The sequence below is a fragment of the Magnetospirillum fulvum MGU-K5 genome (assembly GCF_000442515.1).
Taxonomy (GTDB): Bacteria; Pseudomonadota; Alphaproteobacteria; order Rhodospirillales; family Magnetospirillaceae; genus Phaeospirillum; species Phaeospirillum fulvum_B.
Map to the genome: position 1 here is coordinate 1 of NZ_AQPH01000052.1, position 26,393 is coordinate 26,393.

At 61.7% G+C, this 26,393-nt stretch carries 20 protein-coding genes and 1 tRNA gene; 9 read left to right on the forward strand and 12 right to left on the reverse strand.

Annotation, left to right across the window (positions count from 1 at the left end):
- Window positions 1-392: 392 nt before the first annotated feature.
- A complete protein-coding gene (locus K678_RS12485) occupies window positions 393-869 on the forward strand; it encodes a hypothetical protein (RefSeq protein ID WP_021132822.1) in 477 nt (158 codons plus the stop codon).
- 73 nt (window positions 870-942) lie between these two features.
- Window positions 943-2,400, forward strand: a complete 1,458-nt coding sequence (locus K678_RS12490) for an NAD-dependent succinate-semialdehyde dehydrogenase (protein ID WP_021132823.1) — start codon at window positions 943-945, stop codon at window positions 2,398-2,400.
- Between the two features lie 35 nt (window positions 2,401-2,435).
- Here K678_RS12490 and K678_RS12495 read toward each other — a convergent pair whose 3' ends face one another.
- Window positions 2,436-3,092: an MBL fold metallo-hydrolase gene (locus K678_RS12495; RefSeq protein WP_021132824.1), complete on the reverse strand. Its 657-nt coding sequence runs from the start codon at window positions 3,090-3,092 to the stop codon at window positions 2,436-2,438.
- 56 nt (window positions 3,093-3,148) lie between these two features.
- On the reverse strand, window positions 3,149-3,736 hold the full coding sequence (locus tag K678_RS12500; protein ID WP_051185926.1) for a hypothetical protein: 588 nt from the start codon (window positions 3,734-3,736) through the stop codon (window positions 3,149-3,151).
- A gap of 253 nt (window positions 3,737-3,989) precedes the next feature.
- On the opposite strand from K678_RS12500, the gene K678_RS12505 reads away from it, so the two are divergent.
- The gene (locus K678_RS12505) at window positions 3,990-5,183 is read left to right on the forward strand and encodes an MFS transporter (protein WP_021132826.1); all 1,194 of its coding nucleotides are present in this window, start codon (window positions 3,990-3,992) and stop codon (window positions 5,181-5,183) included.
- Between the two features lie 16 nt (window positions 5,184-5,199).
- On the opposite strand, the gene K678_RS12510 is transcribed toward K678_RS12505, so the two are convergent.
- Window positions 5,200-7,830 (reverse strand): EAL domain-containing protein, encoded by a 2,631-nt coding sequence (locus tag K678_RS12510; RefSeq protein WP_081673267.1) that lies wholly within the window; start codon window positions 7,828-7,830, stop codon window positions 5,200-5,202.
- A gap of 119 nt (window positions 7,831-7,949) precedes the next feature.
- On the opposite strand from K678_RS12510, the gene K678_RS12515 reads away from it, so the two are divergent.
- The 5 genes from K678_RS12515 to K678_RS17855 all read left to right on the forward strand — a co-directional run bounded on the left by K678_RS12515 (window position 7,950) and on the right by K678_RS17855 (window position 15,151).
- Window positions 7,950-8,732, forward strand: coding sequence for an Hpt domain-containing protein (locus K678_RS12515; RefSeq protein ID WP_021132828.1), 783 nt, complete (start codon window positions 7,950-7,952; stop codon window positions 8,730-8,732).
- 147 nt (window positions 8,733-8,879) lie between these two features.
- The gene (locus tag K678_RS12520; RefSeq protein ID WP_021132829.1) at window positions 8,880-10,058 is read left to right on the forward strand and encodes a phosphoserine transaminase; all 1,179 of its coding nucleotides are present in this window, start codon (window positions 8,880-8,882) and stop codon (window positions 10,056-10,058) included.
- A gap of 62 nt (window positions 10,059-10,120) precedes the next feature.
- Window positions 10,121-11,698, forward strand: a complete 1,578-nt coding sequence (gene serA, locus K678_RS12525; RefSeq protein ID WP_021132830.1) for a phosphoglycerate dehydrogenase — start codon at window positions 10,121-10,123, stop codon at window positions 11,696-11,698.
- 153 nt (window positions 11,699-11,851) lie between these two features.
- Window positions 11,852-13,054 (forward strand): pyridoxal phosphate-dependent aminotransferase, encoded by a 1,203-nt coding sequence (locus K678_RS12530; RefSeq protein WP_021132831.1) that lies wholly within the window; start codon window positions 11,852-11,854, stop codon window positions 13,052-13,054.
- 186 nt (window positions 13,055-13,240) lie between these two features.
- On the forward strand, window positions 13,241-15,151 hold the full coding sequence (locus K678_RS17855) for a PAS domain S-box protein (RefSeq protein ID WP_021132832.1): 1,911 nt from the start codon (window positions 13,241-13,243) through the stop codon (window positions 15,149-15,151).
- Window positions 15,152-15,168: 17 nt separating this feature from the next.
- On the opposite strand, the gene K678_RS12540 is transcribed toward K678_RS17855, so the two are convergent.
- Together K678_RS12540 and K678_RS12545 are read right to left on the reverse strand one after the other, a co-directional pair.
- Window positions 15,169-15,768, reverse strand: coding sequence for a GNAT family N-acetyltransferase (locus K678_RS12540; RefSeq protein WP_021132833.1), 600 nt, complete (start codon window positions 15,766-15,768; stop codon window positions 15,169-15,171).
- On the reverse strand, window positions 15,765-16,655 hold the full coding sequence (locus K678_RS12545) for an N-formylglutamate amidohydrolase (protein ID WP_039853071.1): 891 nt from the start codon (window positions 16,653-16,655) through the stop codon (window positions 15,765-15,767). Before K678_RS12545 ends, K678_RS12540 begins: the two co-directional genes overlap by 4 nt.
- A gap of 369 nt (window positions 16,656-17,024) precedes the next feature.
- On the opposite strand from K678_RS12545, the gene K678_RS12550 reads away from it, so the two are divergent.
- Window positions 17,025-17,099, forward strand: a tRNA-Val gene (locus tag K678_RS12550).
- Between the two features lie 287 nt (window positions 17,100-17,386).
- Here K678_RS12550 and trpE read toward each other — a convergent pair.
- The 7 genes from trpE to tpiA all read right to left on the reverse strand — a co-directional run bounded on the left by trpE (window position 17,387) and on the right by tpiA (window position 26,162).
- On the reverse strand, window positions 17,387-18,904 hold the full coding sequence (gene trpE / locus K678_RS12555) for an anthranilate synthase component I (protein ID WP_021132835.1): 1,518 nt from the start codon (window positions 18,902-18,904) through the stop codon (window positions 17,387-17,389).
- A gap of 2 nt (window positions 18,905-18,906) precedes the next feature.
- On the reverse strand, window positions 18,907-20,778 hold the full coding sequence (locus tag K678_RS12560) for a peptidyl-prolyl cis-trans isomerase (protein ID WP_021132836.1): 1,872 nt from the start codon (window positions 20,776-20,778) through the stop codon (window positions 18,907-18,909).
- Between the two features lie 193 nt (window positions 20,779-20,971).
- On the reverse strand, window positions 20,972-22,249 hold the full coding sequence (eno, locus tag K678_RS12565; RefSeq protein ID WP_021132837.1) for a phosphopyruvate hydratase: 1,278 nt from the start codon (window positions 22,247-22,249) through the stop codon (window positions 20,972-20,974).
- Between the two features lie 22 nt (window positions 22,250-22,271).
- Complete coding sequence (gene kdsA, locus K678_RS12570; protein WP_021132838.1) at window positions 22,272-23,117, reverse strand: 3-deoxy-8-phosphooctulonate synthase; 846 nt, start codon at window positions 23,115-23,117, stop codon at window positions 22,272-22,274.
- 17 nt (window positions 23,118-23,134) lie between these two features.
- Window positions 23,135-24,760, reverse strand: a complete 1,626-nt coding sequence (locus K678_RS12575; RefSeq protein WP_021132839.1) for a CTP synthase — start codon at window positions 24,758-24,760, stop codon at window positions 23,135-23,137.
- A gap of 160 nt (window positions 24,761-24,920) precedes the next feature.
- Window positions 24,921-25,253: a preprotein translocase subunit SecG gene (secG, locus tag K678_RS12580; RefSeq protein WP_021132840.1), complete on the reverse strand. Its 333-nt coding sequence runs from the start codon at window positions 25,251-25,253 to the stop codon at window positions 24,921-24,923.
- A 150-nt stretch (window positions 25,254-25,403) separates the two neighbouring features.
- Complete coding sequence (tpiA, locus tag K678_RS12585) at window positions 25,404-26,162, reverse strand: triose-phosphate isomerase (RefSeq protein WP_021132841.1); 759 nt, start codon at window positions 26,160-26,162, stop codon at window positions 25,404-25,406.
- Between the last annotated feature and the right edge of the window lie 231 nt (window positions 26,163-26,393).

Genomic DNA, 26,393 nt, shown 5'->3' on the forward strand with positions numbered 1-26,393 from the left:
AGCCTCCCCAAACGGCATGACACAGTGATTGTGCCGCAGCAAAGGCGGTATCCTGGGCACCCTCGTCCGGGGATTCATAGCGATCGAACAGAAGGTCGAGCAAAGACAGTGCCTCGGCTTCGCGGCCGCCCGTCTCTTCCGTGCCGGGGTCGTCAACCATCGCCGCACCGTTCTGCAAAACCTGACCATAACAGTGCGAGAGGACTCGGCCGCCGTCAATGCCAAGGTTGACAGCAGCCGAGCGTCCTTATCGTCTGTACCGGACGATCCGGCTTACCTATAATCGGACCCATCCGGGCCGACAGGGAGAGCCGGAGGGGATGCGGTCTTCGGAACGGGTCGAAAGCAGGGCAATACACATTCTTCTGTCTGCGCGTGCCGTGGCGGAGGATATGGAGCGCTTTCGCCATCACCTCTCCCTTCCCGGCCTGCCTCCCGCCGTCTCCGACCTGCTGGCAATCGAGTTGGAAGATGCAACATCGCGCCTCAGTAACTTGATTTCACTCGCCATTTCCGAAGTCAATCAATCCGCCGATCCTGCCTTCCGCACCCATTTCGAGGCAATGCTGAAGGAGGTGCGGGGACGCTGGGTTCAGCTTCATCTGAAAAAGATCGCAGCGCGGCTGGCCTATATCGACCGCCAGGCGGACGATACCCTGACATCGGGGATGTATCGTCTGGGGTTGGCCAGGCGGCTGGAGCAATCCTACGGCGAACTTCACACCACTCTGGTGGCGATGGATGCGATTGACACCCCTGGCCTTGAAGATCACGTCCTGAGTGGCGTGCTGGAAAAAATCACGGCTTTGGCCGAACTCGAAAACGAGACGTTCAAACTGCTCGATCTCGACCGGAAAGCCACGTCGTAACGATAGCATTCCGTGGCGGGGTCTGACCGACAGGTATACCCTGATCCTCCCCCAAACGACCCCGGACATAGCCATGCTTGTTCTTGCCGATCCGACCCTGCTGCGCACCCAGGCTTATATCGATGGAGCCTGGAGCGATGCCGAGTCCGGCGCGACGTTCGCCGTGACCAATCCCGCCGATGGCAGCCATCTGGCGTTCGTCCCGGCAATGGGTGCCGCCGAAACCCGCCGCGCCATCGCCGCCGCCGAACGCGCCCTGCCCACCTGGAAAGCCAAAACCGCCAAGGAGCGGTCGCAGATTTTGCGGCGATGGTACGACCTTTTGCTGGCGGCACAAGAGGATCTGGCACGGTTGTTAACGGCCGAGCAAGGCAAGCCGCTGGCCGAAGCCAGGGGCGAGGTCGGCTATGGTGCGACCTTCGTCGAATGGTTCGCCGAAGAAGCCAAACGAATTTATGGTGACGTGATCCCCGAACATGCCCACGGCAAGCGGATCATCGTCACCAAGGAAGCGGTGGGCGTCGTCGCCGCAATCACGCCATGGAACTTCCCAAGCGCGATGATCACCCGCAAATGCGCTCCGGCGCTGGCGGCAGGCTGCACCATCGTGATCAAGCCGGCCGAGGATACACCGCTGTCGGCACTGGCATTGGCGGAACTGGCCGAGCGTGCGGGTTTTCCGGCTGGCGTCTTCAACGTCATCACCGCCGGAGATCCGGCAGCGGTCGGAGCCGAAATGACCTCGAGCCCGGTGGTGCGGGCGCTCAGCTTCACCGGCTCGACCGAGATCGGCAAACTGCTGATGCGGCAAAGCGCCGGAACGGTGAAGAAGCTCAGCCTGGAACTAGGCGGAAACGCCCCGTTTATCGTCTTTGACGATGCCGACCTCGACGCGGCGGTAGCGGGGGCGATCGCCTCGAAATTCCGCAATGCCGGACAGACCTGCGTCTGCGCCAACCGCCTGTTGATCCAGGACGGCATCTATGACGCGTTCGCCGCCAAGCTGACCGAGGCGGCAGCCAAGCTGACCGTCGGTCCCGGCCTCACCACCACCAGCCTGCAAGGGCCGCTGATCAACGAAGAGGCGGTTGCCAAGGTCGAGCGCCATATCGCGGATTCGGTCACCAAGGGGGCGCGGGTAGCCCTGGGCGGTCATCGCCATGCGTTGGGCGGCACCTTCTTCGAACCAACGATCCTGACCGACGTGACCAAGGACATGCTGCCGGCGCGGGAAGAGATTTTCGGCCCGGTCGCGCCGCTGTTTCGCTTCTCGACCGAAGACGAGGCGGTGCAACTCGCCAACGATACCGAGTTCGGCCTTGCCGCCTATTTCTATTCCCGCGATATCGGCCGGGTCTGGCGGGTGTCGCGGGCGCTGGAATACGGCATCGTCGGCATCAATGACGGCAGCATTTCGACCGAAGTAGCCCCGTTCGGAGGGATGAAGGAATCCGGATTGGGTCGTGAAGGCTCGAAATACGGGATCGAGGAATTCGTGGAAACCAAATATCTGTGCATGGGCGGGATCTGATCAATCCGGCAGGGGTGGGACTGTCCCCGCCCCTGTTACCCGGCCATCGCCCACCACCGCCGCGCCTCGGCAACCGTCCAGGCCGGTCCGTGACCGCTATACAGCGTGGCATCGTCGCCCACCATTCCCAGCAAACGGTCGATCGAGTCCCATAATTTCCGCTCGCTGCCGCCGGGCAGATCGGTCCGCCCAACCCCACCGCGAAACAGGGTGTCCCCAGTCAGCACGAACGGCCCGAAATCGTAGCAGACGCCGCCCGGACTGTGGCCTGGGGTCTGGATCACCCGAATCTCGGCCCCGCCCAGATGTTCGACCGGCTCGCCGCTGAAGGTTTCAAGCCTGGCCGGGCCGATCTGAGGTTGTCCGGTGAAGGCCCGGTTCAGGTCGCTGGCAGCGGCGATCACCGGGCTCTCGTCGACATGGGCGCGGGTGGGGATGTTGAACGCAGTCTCGATCTCCGCCGCGGCGCCGAGATGGTCCGGGTGGCCATGGGTCAGCAGGATCATGGCGGGGGTTGCGCCAATCGTCGCAACGGCTTCACGCAGTCTGGCCCCGTCCCCGCCCGGATCGACCACGGCCAAGGCCCCACTGGGCCGATGCGTCACCAGATAACAATTCTCGTACCATGGCGGACTGGTCACCAGCACGGACAGGGAAAAGTCACCGAATTCACCAAGATGCTGATGGGCCATGGAGTATCGTCTTTCACCTTAGTGGGCATCACGGCCCCTTGACGAGAGCGGTCGGATTACCTCTTGCGGCCAAGATCGGGAAGAAACTGGCTCATCGTGCGCGGATCGGCTCGCTTCGGCGGAACTGGCGCAGCGGAGCCGGCTGCCGCAGCCGGACCGCCAACAATGCCCGCCTCGGGAACCGGCTCGGCGGATTGCGACGATGAAGGTATCTCGGGCGACGAAGTCCCCCGTTTCATCTCGGCGCGCAGACTTTCGATTTGATCGTCGAGTTGAGCGATCAGAATACGGTCACGCTCGATCGCGGCGGTCCATTCCCCCCGATCCCGCTTGATCTGGGCGTCAAAAGATTCAACCGAATTGTTGAGAGGAAGTGCTAGAGCCTCGAATTTACGGAAATTTTCCGTTTCCAGTGCGACCTTGATCTTCTCGATTTCCTCGATCAGGTCGCGTTTGATCCAGCGACTTTTCTTGTCGAGATCCTCGGCCATCTTGCCCAGACGGGTATCGACGTCCGAAGCGATCTGCACCTTCAACTCGTAAGCATTTTTGACGAGATTAGCCATATACATCACCAACCCGCCGCCAATAATCAAGATCACGGCAGCGGCAAGGCTGATGATGACGACGGTCGACATGGACATCGGAAAATGGCCGCAAAGCAATTTCGGGAGGCTGGTTGATACTTTGGGTTAAACCCGCCATGGATGCAAGGCCAACCACCCCCCTATACCGGCCGTGCTATTGCATTGACTTATCGCATATCCCGCTTCGGTCATGCACCCCGTCTTCCCGGCGAGACAAAACGGTCAAGGTCGAGTTAGCCATCAGCCAAAGTTGCGTTGATCCAGGACAGAGTGCACAGTGCCGCCCGATTCATTTCAGGAGGTTTCGACCATGGCATCAGCGTCGCCCCCCACGGTTACCCCCGCCTCGGCGCGGGCTTCGCTGGCTTTCTCGTGTGCCGGTCATGCCTATTCTCACATCTTCGAGCCGATTTTCTTCATCGTCGCCCTGGTGCTGCCGGGTGAGTTTGGGATGTCGTACGAAGAAGTGCTGACCCTTATCATTGCCGGAAAGCTGCTCTATGGGCTGTTGGCTCCGCTGGCCGGATGGCTGGGCGACCGTTGGAGCACCGTCGGGATGATGGCCGTTTACTTCCTTGGCCTGGGCGGCTCGGCAGTGGCGGCGGGTCTGGCCCCGGGACCCTGGAGTCTAGCGGTAGCCCTTGGCCTGACCGGTCTGTTCGGTTCGATCTACCACCCGGTCGGCATCTCCTGGCTGTTGAGCAACGCGATCGACAAAGGCAAGGCCATCGGCATCAATGGCGTGTTTGGCGGCGTTGGCCCGGCTCTGGCCGGGATATCGGCTGGCTTTCTGATCGCCCTGTGGGGCTGGCGCGCCGCTTTTATCGTCCCCGGACTGGTGGTTGTCGCGACCGGGATCGCCTTCCTGATCCTCCTGGCCCGTGGCGTGGTGATCGAGGCCAAGGTCGATCGCAAGCCTGAGCCTCCGCCCAGTCGCGGCGATACCGTGCGCGCTGGTCTGGTGCTATCGGTGACGATGTTGTGCGCCGGACTGATCTATCAGTCGATTCAGCCGATCCTGCCCAAGCTGTTCGAGGAGCGGTTGGGCGATACCAGCATTCTGGCGGCGGCGGGCGGCGTAACCGTGGTCTATCTGTTGGCTGGTCTGACCCAAATCCTGGCCGGTCATCTGGCTGACCGCCTGTCGCCTCGACGCATCTATGTTGCGGCGGCGCTGTTCCAAATCCCGCTGCTGCTCGGTCTGACCTATGCCTCGGGGCTGGGGCTGCTGGTGGTCGCAACCCTGGCCGTCGCCTTCAACATGGCGGCCATTCCGGCCGAGAACCTATTGTTATCGCGCTATAGTCCGCCGGGTTGGCGCGGCACCACCCTTGGCCTGAAGTTCGTCTTGGGCTTCGGCGTATCGGGTCTGGGGGTACCGATGGTGTCGCTGATCCGGGGCACCACCGGCAATTTCGATCTGGTCTTCCTGATTCTGGCAATGGCGGCGCTGGTGATCGCGCTGGCGGCATCGCGGTTACCGCCCGAGCGTAAGCCGGTCTGACCGGCTTACGCGTTTCTTAGATCTCGGTTCCGGCGGGGAGAAGATTGCGGTCGAACAGACTGATCAGATCCTCGCCGGAGACTGGGCGACTGATCAGGAATCCCTGGACTTCGTCGCAGCCGCGAGCGCGAAGAAAGTCGGCCTGGGCCACAGTCTCGACCCCTTCGGCAATAGCCTTAAGCCGCAGATTGTGGGCCAGATTGATGATGGTCGAGACAATCGAAGCGCCCTCTTCAGCAACGCAGCCGGTTTCGTTGAAGATGTCGTGAATGAACGAGCGGTCGACCTTCAGCGCGTCGATTGGCATCTTCTTCAGATAACTAAGGCTTGAATACCCCGTCCCGAAATCGTCGATGGAAATCCGCACCCCCATCGTCCTGAGGTCGCGCAACACCTCTGCCACCTCTTCGACCCGCTGCATCAAGACGGATTCGGTCAGTTCCAGTTCGAGAAATTGCGGCGGCAGGGCCGCGTCGCACAAGGCACGGCCAACGACACCGGGAATATCGGTTTCGTGGAATTGCAGAGCTGAAACGTTGACGGCGATCCGCACCGGAGGCAATCCAAGGTCGAGCCAGTGGCGGCATTGGCGGCAGGCTTCGCGTAGCACCCATTCACCGATCTCGGAAATCACCCCCATATTTTCGGCCAAAGGAATGAAATCGGTGGGGGGGATCAACCCCATCTCGGGATGGTGCCAGCGGATCAGCGCTTCGACCCCGGACATCCGCCCGCTGACCAGATCGACCTTCACCTGATAAACCAGACGAAACTCATTGCGGATCACCGCGTGGCGCAACGCGGATTCCATGCTCAGTCGCTCGAACGAGCGGGCATTCATTGCCGGGGAATAGAGCTGGAAACCGTTGCGGCCCAAATCCTTCGCCCGATACATTGCGGTGTCGGCATTCTTGATCAACGCCTCGACCCCGGGGCCGTTATCGGGAAAGACGGCGATCCCGATCGAGGCAGTGACATACAGTTCGTGATCGTCGACGATGATCGGCTGCTTGATCTGAGACAACAATCTTTCGGCGAGTCTGGCCGCCGCTTCGACCTGCTCGATCTGAGGGAGCAGGATGGTGAACTCGTCCCCTCCCAACCGTGCCACCGAATCCCCTTCCCGCAGGCAGCGACTAAGCCGGTTCGCCGTCTCAATCAGAACTTGATCGCCGACACCATGCCCAAGTGAATCGTTAATCCGCTTGAACAGATCGAGGTCGAGGAACATCACCGCAAGAACATGTCCGTGGCGCCCGGCATTGGCCAAAGCGAGTTGGAGCCGGTCGGTGAACAGCCTGCGGTTAGGCAAACCGGTCAGCACATCGAAATATGCCAGATTCTTGATCCGCTCCTCGGTGCGCTTGCGCTCACTGATATCGCTGAAATTCGCAGCATATTGGGTGATGTCGCCGTCTTCGTCACGGATGACATTGACCGTCAACCATTCGGGATAGAGTTCACCATTCTTGCGCCGGTTCCATATCTCGCCCTGCCAATGATCGAAGCGAGACAAGGAATCATAAAAATCGCGATAAAACGCCTCATCCTGACGCCCAGATCTCAGCATCCTTGGGTTCTGGCCAATGATCTCTTCGGGGGAATAGCCGGTCAGATAGGTAAACGCGGGATTGACGAACTCGACCTGAAACGAAGCATTGACAATCATCACCCCGTCCATCGAGGCATCGATCACTTTCCGGGCGATACCCAGATCGCGCCTGGTCCGCAACAAAGCCTCATCACGCTCGATCAGCGCCTCATGCAGGCGATGAACATATTCGTAATGCAAGGTTGCCAGGATATCGGCAAACGACAGCACGCCGGTGAGATGGCCGTCGTCCCCAGTAACGCCGACATGGCGGATGCCGCGCGCCTCCAGCAGGGTCCGTGCCGCCAACAGCGTGTCCGTCCCGCTGATGGTGACCAGGGGACGGCTGGCAATGGTGTCGATCGTTGCCGGAGGTTGGACCGTTCCACCGATCAGGCGAACGATATCGCGCTCGGTGATGATTCCGGGACCGGCCGCACCGCCGTCGACAATCGCCGAATCGGCCCGCGCCTCGTTAAGACGGGCCGCCGCCGCAGCCGGACTGAGAGTCGCGGGCAGGACCAGCATCGGCCGACGCAACGCCGACCCCACGGTCCGCAGCAACAGAAAATGCTCGACCCCATGACGCATGATCACATCGGTCTGGCTGACAATGCCGGTGGCGCGACCCGAATCGTCGATCACCACCAGATGGCGGACCCCTTCGAGCCGGAAGAGGATTCCAGCATCGCCAATTGTCGCCCGCTGGTGGATGGTCTTAATCGGGGCACTCATCACCGCCGAGATCGGGCGGTCCAGCGCGGTAGCATCGGTAAGATCGATCGCCAGTGAATCGTGCTCGGTCCAAATCCCGACCGGCCGACCGGATTCGACCACCAGAATCGAGCTACACCGGGCAACCGACATCCGTCTGGCCGCGTCGCGGACAGAAGTATCGGGGGTGCAACTGAGAATCTCCGTATGGGCGATTCGGGCGATGGGCTGATCTAAAGGCAAGTGCCGATCCACTTCGCGAAAGCCATCCCGCCAGGAACGGACTTTAAACACTTTTCTCCGTTTCTGCAGTTTCGCCGAAGCGGGCTCGCTACGCAACATCGGCAAGGTGCTCCCATCCCGTCGCTGCGGGGCATGTACGAAAGCGATGGTCACGGTCTGCGGCGGTGACTACACTGCGGTTCGATCACGATCACACTGGAAACGAGGCGTGCCGAAGCATGGCGGAATCGGGGAGCGGGCCGACAGAGGTCATCGAGCAGCTTCGTCTCGAATTCGTCGATGAAGTGGCGGAAACGCTGCGCGAACTTGATGTCGCGTTGGATGCCGCCCGCCACGGTCGCGCCGAACTTGGCCCCATCATCACCGAATGCCGCCGTGCCGCCGTCACCTTTCGCGGTCAGGCCGCCAATTTCGCGATGCATCGCCTGTCGGCCGTCGCCCATCGGATGGAAGAATACCTGGCTAACGCTCCCGCCGTTGCCCCGCCTCGGCTGTGGGACGATCTCGATGGATATTTCGACCTGATGCTGAAACTGGTGGAGGGACGAGCCGGAGCCAACCAGGGCGATCCCGCCGCCTTGGTACGGACCTTGCCGCCCAAACTGGGGTTCAACCTAGCCGACATCGAAATCCGCGCGGTCGAAGTTCTCCTGGTAATGCCGCACGGCACCCAGACCCGCTATGTCGAGCGTGAGCTCCAGCAATGCGGCTATCGGGTTTCGATCGTGCCGGATTCGCTCCAGGCCTTTCCGGTGGTGGTGCAAACCAAGCCTGATCTGGTGATCATCTCGGCGATGATGCCTGCGCTGGAAGGAATTGATCTGGCGGTCGGTCTATCGGCGATGCCCTCGACCCGCAATATCCCGCTTGCGGTGATTACCAGCCTCGATCCCGATGACGATTCACTGAAACACCTGCCCAAGCGCGTCCCGGTGCTGTTCAAGGGCCCTTCGTTTGGCGACGACCTGTTCCGCGCCTTGGACAGCCTGTTCCTGATCTGACATCTGACCGTCTGGGGCACGGGTCACATCCCTTTGGGATGGGACAAAAATGTGACATTGACGGCCTTCCCCCGACCCACATAAACTTCGCGCGGGCCACGGCCCCCCACCGGGCCGCGTCCCTTCTGCGAGGGAGGGTTACATCTTATGACCGATTTTCCGCGGCCGGACGTCCGGCCGAACAATCCTAATTTTTCTTCCGGTCCCTGTGCCAAGCGTCCTGGTTGGACGGTTGAGGCTCTGGCGAACACCCCGGTCGGCCGTTCTCACCGTGCCAAGATCGGCAAGGCGCGGCTGGAAGAGGTGATCGACCGCACCCGCGCCGTTCTCGGCATTCCCGCTGATTACCGCATCGGCATCGTCCCCGCGTCCGACACCGGCGCGGTCGAGATGGCGCTGTGGTCTCTGCTGGGGGCGCGCGGCGTCGATGCCTTGGCCTGGGAAAGCTTCGGCGAAGGCTGGATCACCGACATCACCAAGCAGCTGAAGCTGGCCGACACCCGCCTCCTGCGTGCCGGATACGGCGAACTGCCCGATCTGTCCCAGGTCGATTTCGACCGTGACGTTGTGTTCACCTGGAACGGCACCACCGCCGGCGCCCGGGTTCCCAACGGCGACTGGATCAAGTCCGACCGGGCCGGTCTGACCATCTGTGACGCCACCAGTGCAGTGTTTGCGATGGACCTGCCCTGGGACAAGCTCGATGTCGTCACCTGGTCGTGGCAGAAGGTGCTGGGCGGCGAAGGCGCGCACGGCATGCTGGTCCTCAGCCCGCGTGCGGTTGAACGATTGCTGACCTACAAGCCGGCGTGGCCGTTGCCCAAGGTCTTCCGTCTGACGTCCGGCGGCAAGCTGAGCGAAGGCATCTTCAAGGGCGAAACGATCAATACGCCCTCGATGATCGCGGTCGAAGACCAGATCGATGCCCTGAAATGGGCGGAATCGATCGGTGGCCTGAAGACCCTGATCGCCCGTTCCGAGGCCAATCTGGCGGTGGTGCAGGCTTGGCTCGACGCCTCGGATTGGGCTGCCAATCTGGCGACCGATCCCAAGGTGCGGTCGTGCACCTCGATCTGTATCGCGATCAAGGCCCCGTTCTTCGCCAAGCTTTCGGCCGAAGATCAGGCTGCGGCGGCGAAGAAGATCGTCTCGATCCTGGATAAGGAAGGGGTCGCCTTCGACATCGGCGCCTATCGCGACGCTCCGTCCGGCCTGCGCGTCTGGGGGGGCGCGACGGTCGAAACCGCCGACGTCAAGGCCCTGCTGCCTTGGCTCGACTGGGCCTTCGCTCAGGTCAAGGCCGAGTTCGAACCCAAGGCCGCCTAAAAAGACAGTGACGGACGCCGCTTCGCTCGGAGCGGCGTCCGCTTTCCATCGGGGGAACATCCATGCCCAAAGTTCTGATCAGCGACAAGCTGAGCCCCGCCGCCATCCAGATTTTCAAGGATCGCGGCATCGAGGTCGACGTCAACACCAGCCTGTCGCCCGACGAGTTGAAGGCTGTGATCGGCCAGTATGACGGCCTCGCCATTCGTTCCAACACCAAGGTCACCGCCGAGGTTCTCGCCGTCGCCGCCAATCTGAAAGTGGTGGGCCGAGCCGGAATCGGCGTCGACAATGTCGATGTTCCCGCCGCCACCGCGCGTGGCATCGTGGTGATGAACACCCCGTTCGGCAATTCGATCACCACCGCCGAACATGCCATTGCGATGATGTTCTCTCTGGCCCGCGACATCCCCCAGGCCAATGCCAGCACCCATGCGGGCAAGTGGGAAAAGTCGAAGTTCATGGGCGTCGAGCTGACCGGCAAGGTGCTGGGCATCGTCGGCTGCGGCAATATCGGCGCGATCGTCGCCGACCGCGCCCAGGGACTGCGGATGCGAGTGATCGCCTATGATCCGTTCCTGTCGGCCGAGCGGGCCAAGGAACTGAACGTCGAAAAGGTCGAGCTGGACGAATTGTTCCCGCGCGCCGACTTCATCACCCTGCACACTCCGCTGACCGAAGCCACCCGCAACATCATCGACGCCAAGGCGATTGCGAAGATGAAGAAGGGCGTGCGCATCATCAACTGTGCGCGCGGCGGTCTGATCGTCGAAGACGATCTGAAGGCGGCGATCGAGTCCGGCCATGTCGCCGGGGCTGCCCTTGACGTGTTCAAGGTCGAGCCGGCCAAGGAAAACCAGCTGTTCGGCAACGACAAGGTGGTCTGCACCCCGCATCTCGGTGCCTCGACCTCGGAAGCGCAGGAGAACGTTGCTCTCCAGGTCGCCGAGCAGATGGCCGATTATCTGCTGACCGGCGCGGTCACCAACGCACTCAACATCCCCTCGGTTTCGGCCGAAGATGCGCCGAAACTGCGTCCCTACATGACGCTGGCCAACCAGTTGGGCAGCTTCGCCGGGCAGTTGACCGAGACCGGCATCCGCGACGTCAAGATCGAGTATATCGGCCACGTCGCCACCCTCAACACCAAGCCGCTGACCGCGATCGTGCTCGAAGGGCTGTTGAAGCCGATGAACGAGACGGTCAACATGGTCAACGCTCCGGTGGTGGCCAAGGACCGCAACATCAAGGTGTCGACGGTCAAGACCGACAGCGTCGGCGATTACCACACCCTGATCCGCGTTACCGTCACCACCGATCAGCGCGAGCGTTCGGTTGCGGGCACCCTGTTCGGCGGCGACAAGCCGCGTCTGGTCGAGATCAAGGGGATTTCGATCGAAGCCGAACTCGGCCCCTACATGCTCTACGTCACCAACCAGGACAAGCCGGGCTTCATCGGCGCCCTGGGCTCGTTGCTGGGACAGAACGGCGTCAACATCGCGACCTTCCATCTCGGCCGCGCCGCGCCGGGAGGCGATGCGATCCTGTTGACCCAGGTCGATCAGCCGGTGGCCCCCGATCTGCTGGAAAAGGTTCGCGCCCTTCCGCAGGTGGTTCAGGCCAAGGCCCTCGCGTTCTAACATCGTTTCCCCCCGTTCCGCCGACGCGGAACGGGGGTTTCCGACCGATATTGCTCTGCGCCATGCGATCTTCAGGCATGCTTGCGCTTGCTTGCCGCCGATTAGCGGCGTACTTTCGCCCCCCGCGTTTCCCTAATATCCGAGGCCAAGTCCATGTCGTTCATTGCTGACCGGCTGTCCGCTATCAAGCCGTCTCCGACCATCGCGGTCACTCAGAAGGCCGCCGAGTTGAAAGCCGCAGGCCGTGACGTCATCGGCCTGGGTGCGGGCGAACCCGATTTCGACACTCCCGAGCACATCAAGGCCGCCGCCGCCGCCGCGATGGCCGCCGGGAAGACCAAATATACCCCGCCGGCCGGGACTCTCGACCTGCGTCAGGCGATTGCCGCCAAGTTCAAGCGCGAGAACGGTCTCGACTACACCCCGGACCAGATCACCGTCGGCGTGGGTGGCAAGGGCGTTATTTTCAACGCCTTCATGGCCACCATCAATCCCGGCGATGAAGTGATCATCCCTGCCCCCTATTGGGTCAGCTATCCCGACATCGCGTTGATGTTCGGCGGTGTGCCGGTGTTTGTTTCCTGCACCGAAGCGCACGGCTTCAAGCTCCAGCCTGCCGACCTCGAACGGGCGATCACGCCCAAGACCAAGTGGCTGGTGCTGAACTCGCCGTCCAACCCGACCGGCGCGGCCTATTCCGAAGCGGAATTGAAAGCGCTGACCGACGTTCTGCTGCGTCATCCTCATGTGTGGATCATGTCGGACGACATGTATGAACACCTGATCTATGACGGCTTCAAGTTCACCACCCCGGTCCAGGTCGAGCCGAAGCTGAAAGACCGCACCCTGACGATGAATGGTGTGTCGAAGGCCTATGCGATGACCGGCTGGCGCGTCGGCTATGCCGCCGGTCCGTTGCCGCTGATCAAGGCGATCAACATGATCCAGTCGCAGTCGGTCAGCCACACCGCGTCGATCAGTCAGGCGGCGGCGGTTGAAGCCCTGAACGGTCCGCAGGACTTCATCCCGAAGAACGCCGAGATCTTCAAGGCGCGGCGCGATTTGGTGGTCGGCCTGCTCAACCAGTGCCCGGGCATCACCTGTCGCACTCCCGAAGGTGCGTTCTATGTCTACCCGTCCTGTGCGGGCGTGATCGGCAAGACCGCTCCGTCGGGCAAGGTGATCGGCAATGACAGCGAGTTCGTTTCCGAACTGCTGGAAGCCGAGGGGGTCGCCGTGGTTCAGGGCGCGGCCTTCGGTCTGGAGCCGCATTTCCGGATTTCCTATGCCACCTCGACCGAGGCTTTGACCAAGGCGTGTGAGCGGATCAAGCGTTTCTGCGAAAGCCTGCGCTAGACCGACACACGTATAAAGTCAGAAAGGGGTTCTCTCATCCCCTTTTAAAGGGGCGTCTTGAATTCGCATCAGAATTCAAGACGCCTTTGACGCTTTCCTCCCCTTGAACCTTCTGTCCGAACGAGTAATGTACAGGCTCGGGACGAGCTTTTATCCGTTCCGGGATCAAGGAGGGGGAAGACAGCAATGCCGACCCCGAGTGACGACCTGCAAATCACCAACGAGGGCCTGCAATCTCTCAATGAAGAGTTGCACGCGGTAAACGAAGAACTCCACGCCGTCAATGAAGAGTTGACGGCGAAGGTCGAGGAATTGACCCGTCTCAATGACGACCTCGACAATCTGATCGCCGCGACCGATATCGGCACCATCTTCCTTGACCTGACCGGACGTATCCGCCGATTCACCCCGATCGCCGCACTGTCGATCGCGATGAGCGAAGCCGATATCGGCAAACGGATATTCGATCTAAAGCTCCATCTCGACTACCCCACCTTTGACGACGATCTCCGCTCGGTCCTGGCCGGGGGACCGCCGGTCGAACATGAAGCCCTCTGTACCGGCGGACTGGTGATGATGGTGCGGATGCGTCCCTATCGCACCGGGCGGTCCGCTCTGGCTGGGGCCGTGCTGACCTTCGTCGATGTCACCCGGCTGACGGCGGCGGAACGGCGGCTTCAGGTCTATATCAACTCGTTGCCGCATCAGGTGGCGGTGATTGATTCGACCGGAACTATCCAGCTCATCAATGCTGCTTGGGCCCGCTTTGCCGCCGAAAACGGGGGACGCCCCGACCTCATTGGCGTGGGGAACAATTACCTCGAGGCCTGCACCACCTCCTCGGATGGCACCGCGGTCGCGCGGGGTGTCCAGGCAGTTCTGCATGGCGAAGCCCAGGCTTTCAATTGGGAATATCCCTGCCACTCGCCGCGCGAATTCCGCTGGTTCCTGATGAGTGTTGCCCCAGTCGAGGGCGGAATTGGCGGCGCCGTCGTTAGCCATATCAACATCACCGAGCGTAAACAGATCGAGGAAAACCTCCGTCTGGCCGCTAGCGTGTTCGAAAATAGCGGCGAAGGCATTGTCATCACCGATGCGCAGGAACGCATTGTCTCGGTCAACCGCGCCTTCACCGAAACCACCGGCTATTTGGCCGAGGACGTCATTGGCCGCACCCCGAGGGTCTTCGTTTCCAGTCGCCACGATACCGCCTTCTATCGCACCATGTGGAACGAGTTGAATTCGTCTGGAATCTGGCGCGGTGAAGTGTGGAACCGCCGCAAGGACGGGAAGTCGTTTCCGGCCTGGCTGACGATCAGCCATGTTGTCGACAGCGAAGGACGCCTGTGCAACCACGTTGCCGTGTTCAGCGATATCAGCGACCGCAAAGAGAACGAGCGTCGCCTGTTGGAGATCAACGCCGAACTCGAACAATTCGCTTATGTCGCCAGTCACGATCTGCGTGAGCCACTCAGGATGGTCACCTCTTATCTGGGGATGATCCAGCGGCGGATCGGGACGGAAATCGACGAGAACACCAAGGAATACATCGCCTTCGCCGTCGATGGGGCACGGCGGATGGATAATCTGATCCTTGATCTGCTGGATTACTCCCGGATTGGTCGGGGCTCTCGCCGCCAGAAACGGTTCCAGGTCGACAGCGCGATCGAGCGGACTCTGTTCAACCTCAAGGTTGCGATCGAGGAATCCGGCACCACGGTTTCGATGTCCGGCTGCGATCTGATCGCCGAGACCGACGAAGACGATTGTCTCCGCGTCCTTCAGAACCTGATCGCCAACGCGATCAAATATTGCCCGGCCGATCGCAAGCCAGCGATATCGATCTCGTGCCGCAGAGACGGGGAGCTGATCGCCGTCTCCGTCGCCGACAATGGTATCGGTATTCCCGAAAACCAATTCGAGCGAATTTTCCGGATGTTCCAGCGCCTGCATGGCCGCGAGGATTTCGGCGGAGGCACCGGAATCGGGCTGGCGATCTGCAAGAAAAGCGCCGAGCGGATGGGCGGGACCATCACAGTGACGTCGGTGCAGGGCAGCGGATCAACCTTCACCTTTACGATGCCCGCCGCTCCCTAACGGCCTGCGGACGGCCTTTACGGCATATCCTGGTCGTGGAAGCACGAGGGCGGCAGCGGCGGCGCAACGCTGCCGTCGGGCAAAGGCCGGTCATCGCCATCAAGAACCCGGTGCATGATCACCGCGTCGATCCAGCGGCCGAATTTCAGGCCGACCCCGCGCAACACCCCTTCCTGCCCGAACCCGCGTGAGCGATGTACCGCGATCGAGCCATGATTGCCGGAATCACCGATTACCGCGATCATCTGACGGTAACCAAGCTGCGTGCAGCGATCAATCAATGCCGAAAGCAAGGTGCCGCCGATCCCGCGCCGCACCACGAAGGGAGCGACATAGATCGAATCCTCGACGGTAAAGCGATAGGCCGAGCGGGGACGAAACGGTCCAGCATAGGTATAGCCCAGAACCTCACCATGTTCCTCCGCGACCAGATAGGGCAGCCCGCGCGATAACACAAAGCGGCGTCGGTTCTTCATCTCTTCGACATCGGGCACCACCTCCTCGAACGACGCGGCGGTGCGGGTGACGTAAAAGGAATAGATTGACTGAATCGCGGCCATATCCTCTTCGGTGGCATCGCGGATCGTCACCGGCAGCGGAGAAGAGGGAGGGCTCATAACGGCTTTCCTTCGGCGGCAAGAGCGGCCAACGCCTCGACCACCCGGTCGATATCGGCGCGGACCTGTTCGAATCCGGGGCCATGCTGATGCTCGGCCTCATTCATATACAGCGCCCGGTTCAGTTCGATCTGAAGGGCATGACTGGCCTGACGCGGCCGACCATAAGCGCGGGTCACATAGCCACCGGCATAGGGCGTGTTGCGCACCACCCGATATCCCCGGGCCTGAAAGGCCAGTTCGGCGGTGCGGGTGATCTCGGGAGCACACGATTCCCCATAACAATCGCCCAGCACCACATCGACCCGGGACAGACCGGAATCCCGGTCCATCGGCCCCCCCACCGACGGCATCGAGTGGCAATCGACCAGCAACGACCAGCCAAATGCGGCGCGGGTGGTGTCCACCAGATGTTTGAGGCGACGGTGATAGGGATGATAGCACGCCGCAATCCGGCGCTCGGCCTCGGCGACCGGAATTTTACCGGCATAGATTTCCGATCCGCTGGCCACGACCCGGGGAATCGTCCCCAGGCCCGCCAGCACGCGGGGAGAGCGGGTATTGGCGTTCTGAGGCAACGCGCCGGTGAACATCGCCGGATCAAGCTCGCACGGCTCGCGGTTGACATCGCAATACGCACGGGGAAACAGCGCGCACAACAGAGGCGCCCCCCGCTCTACCGCCCCTTGATAGAGTTCGTCGATAAAACTGTCCTCGGACCGGCGCAGCGCGCGCGGATCAAGCCGGGATTCAGCGACGAATGCGTCAGGGTAGCCTCGCCCGGAATGCGGGGAGGAGAAGATCAACGGTACGGTCTGACGCTCTGGCGCCAGAACCTTGAGAACATCGTCGTCGGTGACGGCGAAAGGGATGGTGTTGGTATCCATGGCCTCGTCCATCTTGTTTATCAGGTCGCGGGCCGCCTGTCATACCTCCTGTTAACATTCCATCCTTCACAAACGAACAAAGGGTACAGAAGCACTTGCAAAGCGGCGGGAACGACGCTAAAAGAACCTCCCCCGGCGCCCACCGGGGCGGCTCCGAACGGACCCGTGACTGCATCTTCCGCTTCGAATTTTTTCGTTGCATCAGAAGAAAAGGTCGAGTAAGAAAGCGACCCCGGCAACGGGTTGGTTAAAAGAAGTCGAAGTAACCCGACGAAAAAAGCAAAGCAAAAACGCTTGCAAATGATCGAAGGGTAAGGTAAATAAGCGGAACACAAGGTCGCAGCTCGGTAGAGTGAAATTCTTGTAGACGGGCGGTTAGCTCAGCGGGAGAGCACTACGTTGACATCGTAGGGGTCACTGGTTCAATCCCAGTACCGCCCACCATGAAGGCCTCAAGGGAAACCTTGAGGCCTTCGCCATTTCTAGCCCCTCTTCTTCCTTCTCATATAATCGGCGCTGGCGCTGAGCCCGTGCGGGCGTGTTTCTCCCCTCGCCTCCTCCTACTGGCGAGAGCAGGACAGGTAATGTCCTCCAGTCTGATTCTGACGCATCAGGGCCAAGGCCATCCCGGCCTGGACGGCCAGCGCGATCCAGAGTGAACGATGAGTGAACATAAAAAAAGCGGCGACGAGGTGTGTTGCCCCATCGCCGCTCAAAACGAAGCGAACCGCCTACCGCGACTGGGTGTAGTCGTAGGCGTCCTCGGCAGCGCGGACCAGCGCCCGGGCCTTGTTCATGCATTCCTCGTGCTCGGTCAGCGGCACTGAATCCGCCACGATTCCTGCCCCGGCCTGGACGTACATCGTGCCATCCTTGATCAGGGTGGTGCGCAGGGCGATACAGGTATCCATATTCCCATTGCAGTCGAAATAGCCGATCGTTCCGGCATAAAACGAGCGCCGCTCGCTTTCCAGTTCGTCGATAATCGACATCGCCCGAATCTTCGGCGCGCCTGAGGTGGTCCCGGCGGGGAAGCCGGCCATCAGGGCATCCATCGCATCGCATCCGTCGCGCAGCGTCCCCTCGACATTGGAGACGATGTGCATCACGTGCGAATAATATTCGACCACCATCTTGCGGGTGACGGTGACCGAGCCGATCGAGGCGACGCGGCCAACATCGTTCCGTCCCAGATCGAGCAACATCAGATGCTCGGCCAGTTCCTTGGGATCGGCCAGCAGGTCGGCGGCCAGCGCCTCATCCTCGGCCGGGCTGGCCCCGCGCCGACGGGTTCCGGCCAGCGGACGGATAGTGACCTTGCCGTCCCGGAGACGAACCAGGATTTCCGGGCTGGAGCCGACCAACTGAAAATCGCCGAAATTGAGGAAGAACAGGAACGGGCTGGGATTGAGCCGACGCAGCGAGCGATACAGCGAGAACGGCGGCAGATGGAACGGAACCGCCAGACGCTGCGACAACACCACCTGGAAGATGTCACCGGCGGCAATGTATTCCTTCGCCTTCTCGACCATCCGGCAATATTGGTCGGGGGTGATGCGCGGCTCGGGGATCGGCTGATGATCGTCGCGGCCGCCAACGGTATAGGCCAGCGGCAGCGGACGCTCGAGCGCCTCGACCACGTTCGAGAGGCGCTCACAGGCAAGGTCCCAGGCGGCCTGGGCATCGACGCCGGGGCGCGGCCACACCGGAGCCACCGCCGTCAAGGTGCCGTTGACGTTATCGAACACCGCCATGATCGACGGACGCATATAGATACCATCGGGAATGCCGATCGGATCGGGATTGGTATCGGGCAGACGCTCGACCAACCGCACCATGTCATAACTCATATAGCCGATCAGACCGGCCGACATCGGCGGCAGGTGGGGCGGAATGTCGATTCGACTTTCCGCGACCAGCGCCCGCAAACTGTCGAGCGCCCCTGATTGTTCGGCGACGGGACAGGGGACAAAGCCCTCCTGGCCCGAACGGACATTACGGTTGATCCAGGCGCGATTGCCCTCACAGCGCCACAGCAAATCCGGTTTCATTCCCAGGATCGAATAGCGACCCTTGATCGCGCCGCCTTCGACGGATTCCAGCAGAAAAGAATTGGGCTGGCCGTTGGCGAGCTTGAGGAAGGCGGAAACCGGTGTTTCGAGATCAGCGACCAAGACCCGCCAGACTACCTGCGGCCGACCGGAATTATAGGTCTGGGCGAAGGCGGAAAAGGCGGGTTGGAGCGTCATGATTACTCTTCGTTGCTGAGTTGCTGTTTATCCACCTTGACGCCAATCGAAGCATTCAAGGCGGCGATGAATTGGTCGGCGATATCGTTGGCGACACCTTGCGAGACACGGCGGCGACCGGATTCGACGACCGGGGAAGAGGGATCGGCGGTGAAGGGAATTACCTCGGCGAGGCGAGCCACCAAAGTCGCACCGGGAAGATCGCCGGTGACAACCTCACCCGGCTTGATCCCGAACAAACCGGTGACCAGAGCGGGGGGAAGGGTCGCCCCCTCGGCATTTTCACGCGGGAACGGCTTGGTCTTTTCGACCCGCAGGCTGGCGGACTGGGCCACGGCGGCGATGCTCTCACCGGCCTTCAGGCGTTCAACCAGACGCTGGGCCTTGTCGTGAGCGGCCTCATGGCGACGTTCGGCCTGCCAGCGGGCAATCACGTCGGCCTTGATGTCGGCAAGCGGACGCGGCGCCGGCGGAGTCACCTGATCGACCCGGACCAGGAAATAGCCATTCTCCGGCACTTCGGTCAGCGGGCTTTCGGTGCCGAGATCGGTATGGAAGCTCACATCAAGGAATTGGTCGGATTTAGGCAGATCCGCGACCGGCTTGCCGTTGGGACCACGGCCCTGAGCATCGACCGCAGCGATCTTGGCAACCTTCAGCGAGAAGCGGGCCGCCGCCTCTTCCAGGGTGGCTCCACCGCCCAGCGCATCCTCGACCTTGTTCGACAGTTCGGAAAGGCCGTCAAGCGACTTCTCGCGACGCAAATCCTGCTCGACCTTGACGCGGACATCGGCGAAAGGCTGAACTCGGCCGGGCTGGACCGCACCGACCCGAACGACATGCCATCCCAGCGCGGTCTTCACCGGCTGGCCGGTGGTGCCGGACTCAAGACGGAACACCGCATCGGCCAGACCTTCGGGAAGGTCGCGACGCTCGACCAAGCCAAGGTCGATGATGTCACGGCCCAAAGCCTTGGCGATCGTCGGCAAATCCTTGCCCTGCCCTTGCAATTCATAGGCACGGGCGACATCGGACTGACCGTCAATCACGATCTGAGAAACCTGACGGCGCTCGGGGGTCGAAAACTCCTCGGCGCGCTGCTGATAGGATTCGCGCACCATCGTCTCGTCAATGTCGATGCCGGCAGCGATATCGCTGGGGCGCAACAACAGAACGGTCAGAGCGCGGAATTCCGGGGCCATGAACCGATTGGCATTGGCGCTGTAATAGGAATCCAGCGTCGCCGCATCGGGCGCGGCAGGCAACGGAACGCTGTCATCGGCGACCTGAATGGTCTCGGCGACGCGGCGTTCTTCGCGCCACCGCAGCAGCGGATCAGCCATCAACAGCGGAGCCTGAATGCCACTCGCCAGCGATTCGGCCATCTGGTTACGAATCATATTGCCGCGTTCGGCGCGGAGGAACATCTCCTCGCTCATCCCGGCACGCGACAGCCGCGACCGGAACTGTTCGCGGTCGAACTGGCCGGTCGGGCCACGGAAGGCGGGATTGGCGGTCACCCGGCGCAAGATCACCTCGTCCACCGCGACCAGACCCAGACCGCGCCCGGCTTCGTCGATCAGCGAGCGGGTGATCACGGTATCGATGGTGCGGTCCATGATCCCAAGCTTGCGCGCCTCTTCGGCGGTCAGCTTGCCACCGAACAGCGGCTGAAGCCGCTCGATCTCGCGTTTGAACTCGGATTGAACCTCGGTCGCCGAAACGGCGGTGTGGCCGACCTCGATCGCGGGGCCACGGCTAGCGCCGCCGCGAACAACGTCACCAACCCCCCAGACCACGAAACTGAGAGCCAGCAGGGCGAACAGGAGCCTGACCACCCAGGTCTTCGAGAATTTGCGAAAAACGTCGAGCATCGGCGTTGAATGTGTCCCGGTTGGGGGGAAGGGACGGCGGCGCGACCCATACGGGAGGCGTCATTCGCCAGGGAAACCGCATCATAAGGAGGGGAATGGGCCCCCGCAACATGGAATTGGCGCGGGGGCTTTACCCTAACCCAGAGGGAATAAGGCCGAAAAGGGGGTCCTCTGCGGCCTTATTCTTTTGGGATCAACGGCGACGGATCGCCGTTCCGGCGAAGCGGGCCGCGGTCCCCAGCTGTTCCTCGATACGGATCAGCTGGTTGTACTTGGCGATACGGTCGGAACGCGAGAGCGAGCCGGTCTTGATCTGGCCGCAATTGGTGGCAACGGCGAGATCAGCGATGGTCGAATCCTCGGTTTCGCCCGAACGATGGCTCATGACGGCGGTATAGCCCGCCTTATGAGCCAGTTCGACCGCTTCCAGGGTCTCGGACAGGGTGCCGATCTGGTTGACCTTGATCAGGATCGAGTTGGCCAGGCCCTTCTCGATACCCATCGCGAGACGCTCGGGGTTGGTAACGAACAGATCGTCACCGACCAGCTGAACCTTCTCGCCCAGGGCTTCGGTCAGCAGCGCCCATCCTTCAAGATCGTCCTCGGCGCAGCCATCTTCGATCGAGATGATCGGATAGGAATTGACCAGCTTGCTGTAGAACTTGACCAGACCCTTCTGATCATAGGTCTTCTTGGCGCCTTCCATCACATAAGCGCCGTCCTTGTAGAACTCGGACGAAGCGGCATCGAGCGCCAGCATCACGTCCTCGCCCGCCTTGAACCCGGCGGCTTCGATCGCGCTCATAATGAAATCAAGGGCCTGCTCGGCGCTCTTCAGGTTCGGAGCGAAGCCGCCTTCGTCACCGACATTGGTGTTGTGACCGGCCTTCTTCAGGGTCTTCTTCAGGGCGTGGAACACCTCGGAACCGATCCGGATCGATTCGGCGGCGCTGGAAGCCCCCACCGGCATGATCATGAATTCCTGAATGTCGATCGCGTTGTCGGCATGGGCACCGCCATTGATGATGTTCATCATCGGCACCGGCAGGGTCGAGGCGAACGCGCCGCCGACATAGCGGTAAAGCGGCAGGCCGGATTCGTCGGCGGCAGCCTTGGCGGCGGCCAGCGACACACCGAGGATCGCGTTGGCACCCAAACGAGCCTTGTTGGGGGTCCCGTCGAGATCGATCATGGTGTTGTCGAGCAGGAGCTGCTCTTCGACATCCATACCAGCCAGGGCGTCATAGATCTCGCCGTTGACCGACTCGACCGCCTTCTGCACACCCTTGCCGAGATAACGCGACTTGTCGCCGTCACGCAATTCGACCGCTTCGTGAACCCCGGTCGAGGCTCCCGACGGCACCGCGGCACGGCCGAGGATGCCGGATTCGAGAACGACGTCGACTTCGACAGTCGGGTTACCACGAGAATCGAGAATTTCACGGGCATGAATATCGACAATGGCGGTCATTTGACCTCTCCCCCTTGCGGATTTAATCGATGGAAAGCGGGTGGCACTTGGCCGTGGCGTCGAGCATCATCAACATCTCGATCAGCGCGGGCATCGCCGACAACGGGATCATGTTCGGGCCGTCCGAAGGGGCCCGATCAGGGTCCGGATGGGTTTCGATAAACAGACCGGCGATTCCGACGGCGACGGCGGCACGGGCCAGGACCGGAGCAAAGCGACGGTCCCCGCCGGAGGATCCGCCCTGCCCGCCCGGAGCCTGGACGGCGTGGGTCGCGTCCATGATCACCGGCCAACCGGTGCGGCCCATGATCGGCAAGGCCCGCATGTCGGTGACCAGGGTGTTGTAGCCGAACGAGACTCCCCGTTCGGTCAACATGATCCGAGAATTGCCGGTGCTTTCGATCTTGGCCGCGACGTTGGCCATGTCCCAGGGAGCCAGAAACTGGCCCTTCTTGACATTGACCACCGCACCGGAACGACCGGCGGCAATCAAAAGATCGGTCTGGCGGCACAGAAACGCCGGAATCTGGAGCACATCAACCGCCGGTGCGACGGCGCGGACTTGCTCCTCGGTATGAACGTCGGTCAGAACCGGCAGACCGAGGCGACCGCGAATCTCGGCGAAGATCGGCAGTGCCTTGTCCAGCCCAATGCCGCGTTGCCCGGCCAGGCTGGTCCGGTTGGCCTTGTCGAACGAGGATTTGTAGACAAGGCCAATCCCGGCGGCGGCGGCGATCTCTTTCAACGCCTCGGCGCACTCGATCGCGTGGTCCCGGCTTTCGATCTGACACGGCCCGGCAATCAGGACCAGCGGCAGATCGTTGCCGAAGACGATGGAGGGCGTGACGGCAACGTGGTGGCAGGTCATGCGCCCCAACCCCTTTGCTAAACCAGACGCGATTGCCGCACCGCCGCAGCGATGAAGCTGGTGAACAGCGGATGCGGATCGAACGGCTTCGACTTCAGTTCAGGATGGAACTGGACGCCGACAAACCAGGGATGATCCGGCAGTTCGACGATTTCGGGCAGGATGCCATCGGGCGAGAGACCGCTGAACGACAATCCGGTCTTTTCGAGATCGGCGCGATAATCGAGGTTGACCTCGTAGCGGTGGCGGTGGCGTTCGCTGATCCGGTCGGCACCGTAAATCTCACGAACCCGCGAGCCCGGCTTCAACAGGCATTCATAGGCCCCCAGCCGCATCGAACCGCCGAGATCGCCGCCATGATCGCGCTTTTCAACGCTGTTGCCACGAGTCCACTCGGTCATCAGACCAACCACCGGCATCTCGCAGGGACCAAACTCAGTCGAGCTGGCCTCGGTCATCCCGGCAAGATGACGGGCAACCTCGATCACCGCCATCTGCATCCCGAAGCAGATACCGAAATAAGGCACCCGGCGTTCACGGGCAAAGCGGACCGCCTCGACCTTGCCCTCGGACCCGCGCTCGCCAAAGCCGCCCGGCACCAGAATGCCGTGACAGGGTTCGAGATGGCTGACGACGTCCTCGCGCTCGAAAATCTGGCTGTCGATCCAGTTGAGGCGAACCCGGACATTGTTGGCGATGCCGCCATGGTACAAGGCCTCGGCCAGCGACTTATAGCTGTCGAGCAGGCTGATATACTTGCCGACGACGGCGATGGTCACCTCGCCCTCGGGCTGACGAATCCGTTCGGCGATGGTGCTCCACCGCTTCAGATCGGGCGGCGGGGCATCGACGCCGAAATGGCGGCAAACCACATCGTCCATCCCCTGCTGGTGATAGCTGATCGGCACCTGATAGATCGAATCGACATCAAGCGCCGGAATCACCGCGTCGGTGGGAACGTTACAGAACAGGGCAATCTTGCGCCGCTCGCTTTCCGGAATTTCCCGGTCGCACCGGCACATCAGCATGTCGGGCTGAATCCCGACCGACAGCAATTCCTTGACCGAATGCTGGGTCGGCTTGGTCTTCAACTCGCCCGCCGACGGGATGTAGGGCACCAGGGTCAGGTGCACGAACATCACCTGAGACCGGCCCAGTTCGTTGGCCATCTGGCGGATCGCTTCAAGGAACGGCAGGCTTTCGATGTCGCCGACCGTACCGCCGATCTCGCACAGACAGAAATCCTCGTCGGTGAGATCGCTGCGGATGAATTCCTTGATCGCGTCGGTGACATGGGGAATCACCTGGACGGTCGCGCCCAGATAATCGCCACGACGTTCCCGCGCGATGACGTTGGAATAGATTCGTCCGGTGGTGATGTTGTCGCTCTTGCGCGACGCCACCCCGGTGAAACGCTCGTAATGGCCCAGATCAAGGTCGGTCTCGCCACCGTCGTCGGTGACGTAGACTTCACCATGCTGATAGGGGCTCATCGTGCCGGGATCGACGTTGAGATAGGGATCGAGCTTACGCAGCCGAACCTTGAATCCACGCGCCTGCAACAGCGCACCCAGCGCCGCCGAAGCCAGTCCCTTGCCGAGCGAGGAGACCACGCCACCGGTGATGAAGATGAAACGGGTCATCGGCCTTCCGTCCTCGCATTACCCAAGTCAAGAATCGCCCCAGCCACGGCCTCTACGGCCGATACGTTCCCACGGGAACGCCGGAATTGGTCCGACCGAAAGCGATTCACACATCGAACGGCCCCGCGGGCACTTACGCGCCCCGGGACCATAGCCACGATCAGCGCGCCAGCGGTGCGCTGGGAGCCGCAGGTTCGGCGGGGGCCGCCGGAACGAGCGGAGCCTGAACCTGCACCTTATCGAAAGGCGACCCTTCGCCGGAGCGATGGCTGGCGATCAGAGCCAGGATCATGCTGGTCGAGAAAAACAGAGCAGCGATGATCGCGGTGGTCCGGGTCAGCAGATTGCCAGCCGAGCGGCCGGACATCAGCCCGCCGCCGCTGTTACCGCCAATACCCAACGCGCCCCCCTCGCTGCGCTGAAGCAGGATCACCCCGACCAGGGCGAGCGCGAGGAGGATGTGGATGACCAGAATGATCGGAAAAAAGTCCATGTATCGACCACCAGGGAATTTGCACCGGGAATCCGTCCGACCGGAAGCCGGGTCCGCTTGGACACTGCTCCCGGTCGGGGATGAATTGCATCGGGCGTTTTTAGACCCGGTCGCAAAGGAAGGCTAGTGCAAAGTTATCCCCAGCACCTTTCAGCACGCGGTGACGATTGCCCAGAAATCCGCCGCCTTCAGGCTGGCTCCACCGATCAGTCCGCCATCGACATCGGGCAGCGACAAAAGTTCGGCGGCATTGTCGGGCTTCATCGAACCGCCATAGAGGATACGGGTCGCCGCCGCGCTCTCCACACCCAGCAAAGAGGCCAGTTCGGCCCGCAGCACGGCATGGACTTCCTGAGCCTGGGCCGGAGTGGCGACCCGGCCGGTCCCGATCGCCCAGACCGGCTCATAGGCGATGACGGTATTGGCGGGGGTCGCCCCGGCGGGCAACGAACCGCGCAACTGGCTGGTATTGACCTCAAGGGTCCGCCCCGCCTCGCGCTGCTCCAGCGTTTCACCGACGCAGACGATCGCGATCATGCCCGCGGCCAGGGCGGCTTCGGCCTTGGCCTTGACCGTCGCATCGGTCTCGCCATGATCGGCGCGGCGCTCGGAATGGCCGACGATCACCGCCGCACAGCCAAGATCGGCCAACAAAGGCGCCGCGACGTCGCCGGTATGAGCTCCGGCGGGCCTGGCGTGACAATCCTGCGCGCCGACGGCAATACCCGACCCGGCTAAGGCAGCGGCGACCGGCACGATCAACGGAAAGGGCGGGCAGACCAAAACGTCACAGGCGGGCGGTGCCCCCGAAGTCCAATTGGCGACAAGTGCACTCGCCAGTTCGGCAGAACCAGCCTTCAACCCATTCATCTTCCAGTTGCCGGCAATCAGCTTGCGACGGATACTCATCTGATAATTTCCTCCCATTTATCAGGGGTATACCACCCCAACCGATCCGCCCCAATCAAAACCGCACCAGAGGCGCGGACAGGCTTCACTGTCCTTGTCTTTCCCGGGTTTCGGCAAGCCGAAGCTTGAGATCGCCGCTTTCCTGCTGACGTCGCCACATCTGCGCATAGCGCCCGTCGGCGGCAAGCAGAGCGGCGTGGCGACCGCGCTCGACCACCAAACCGCGATCGA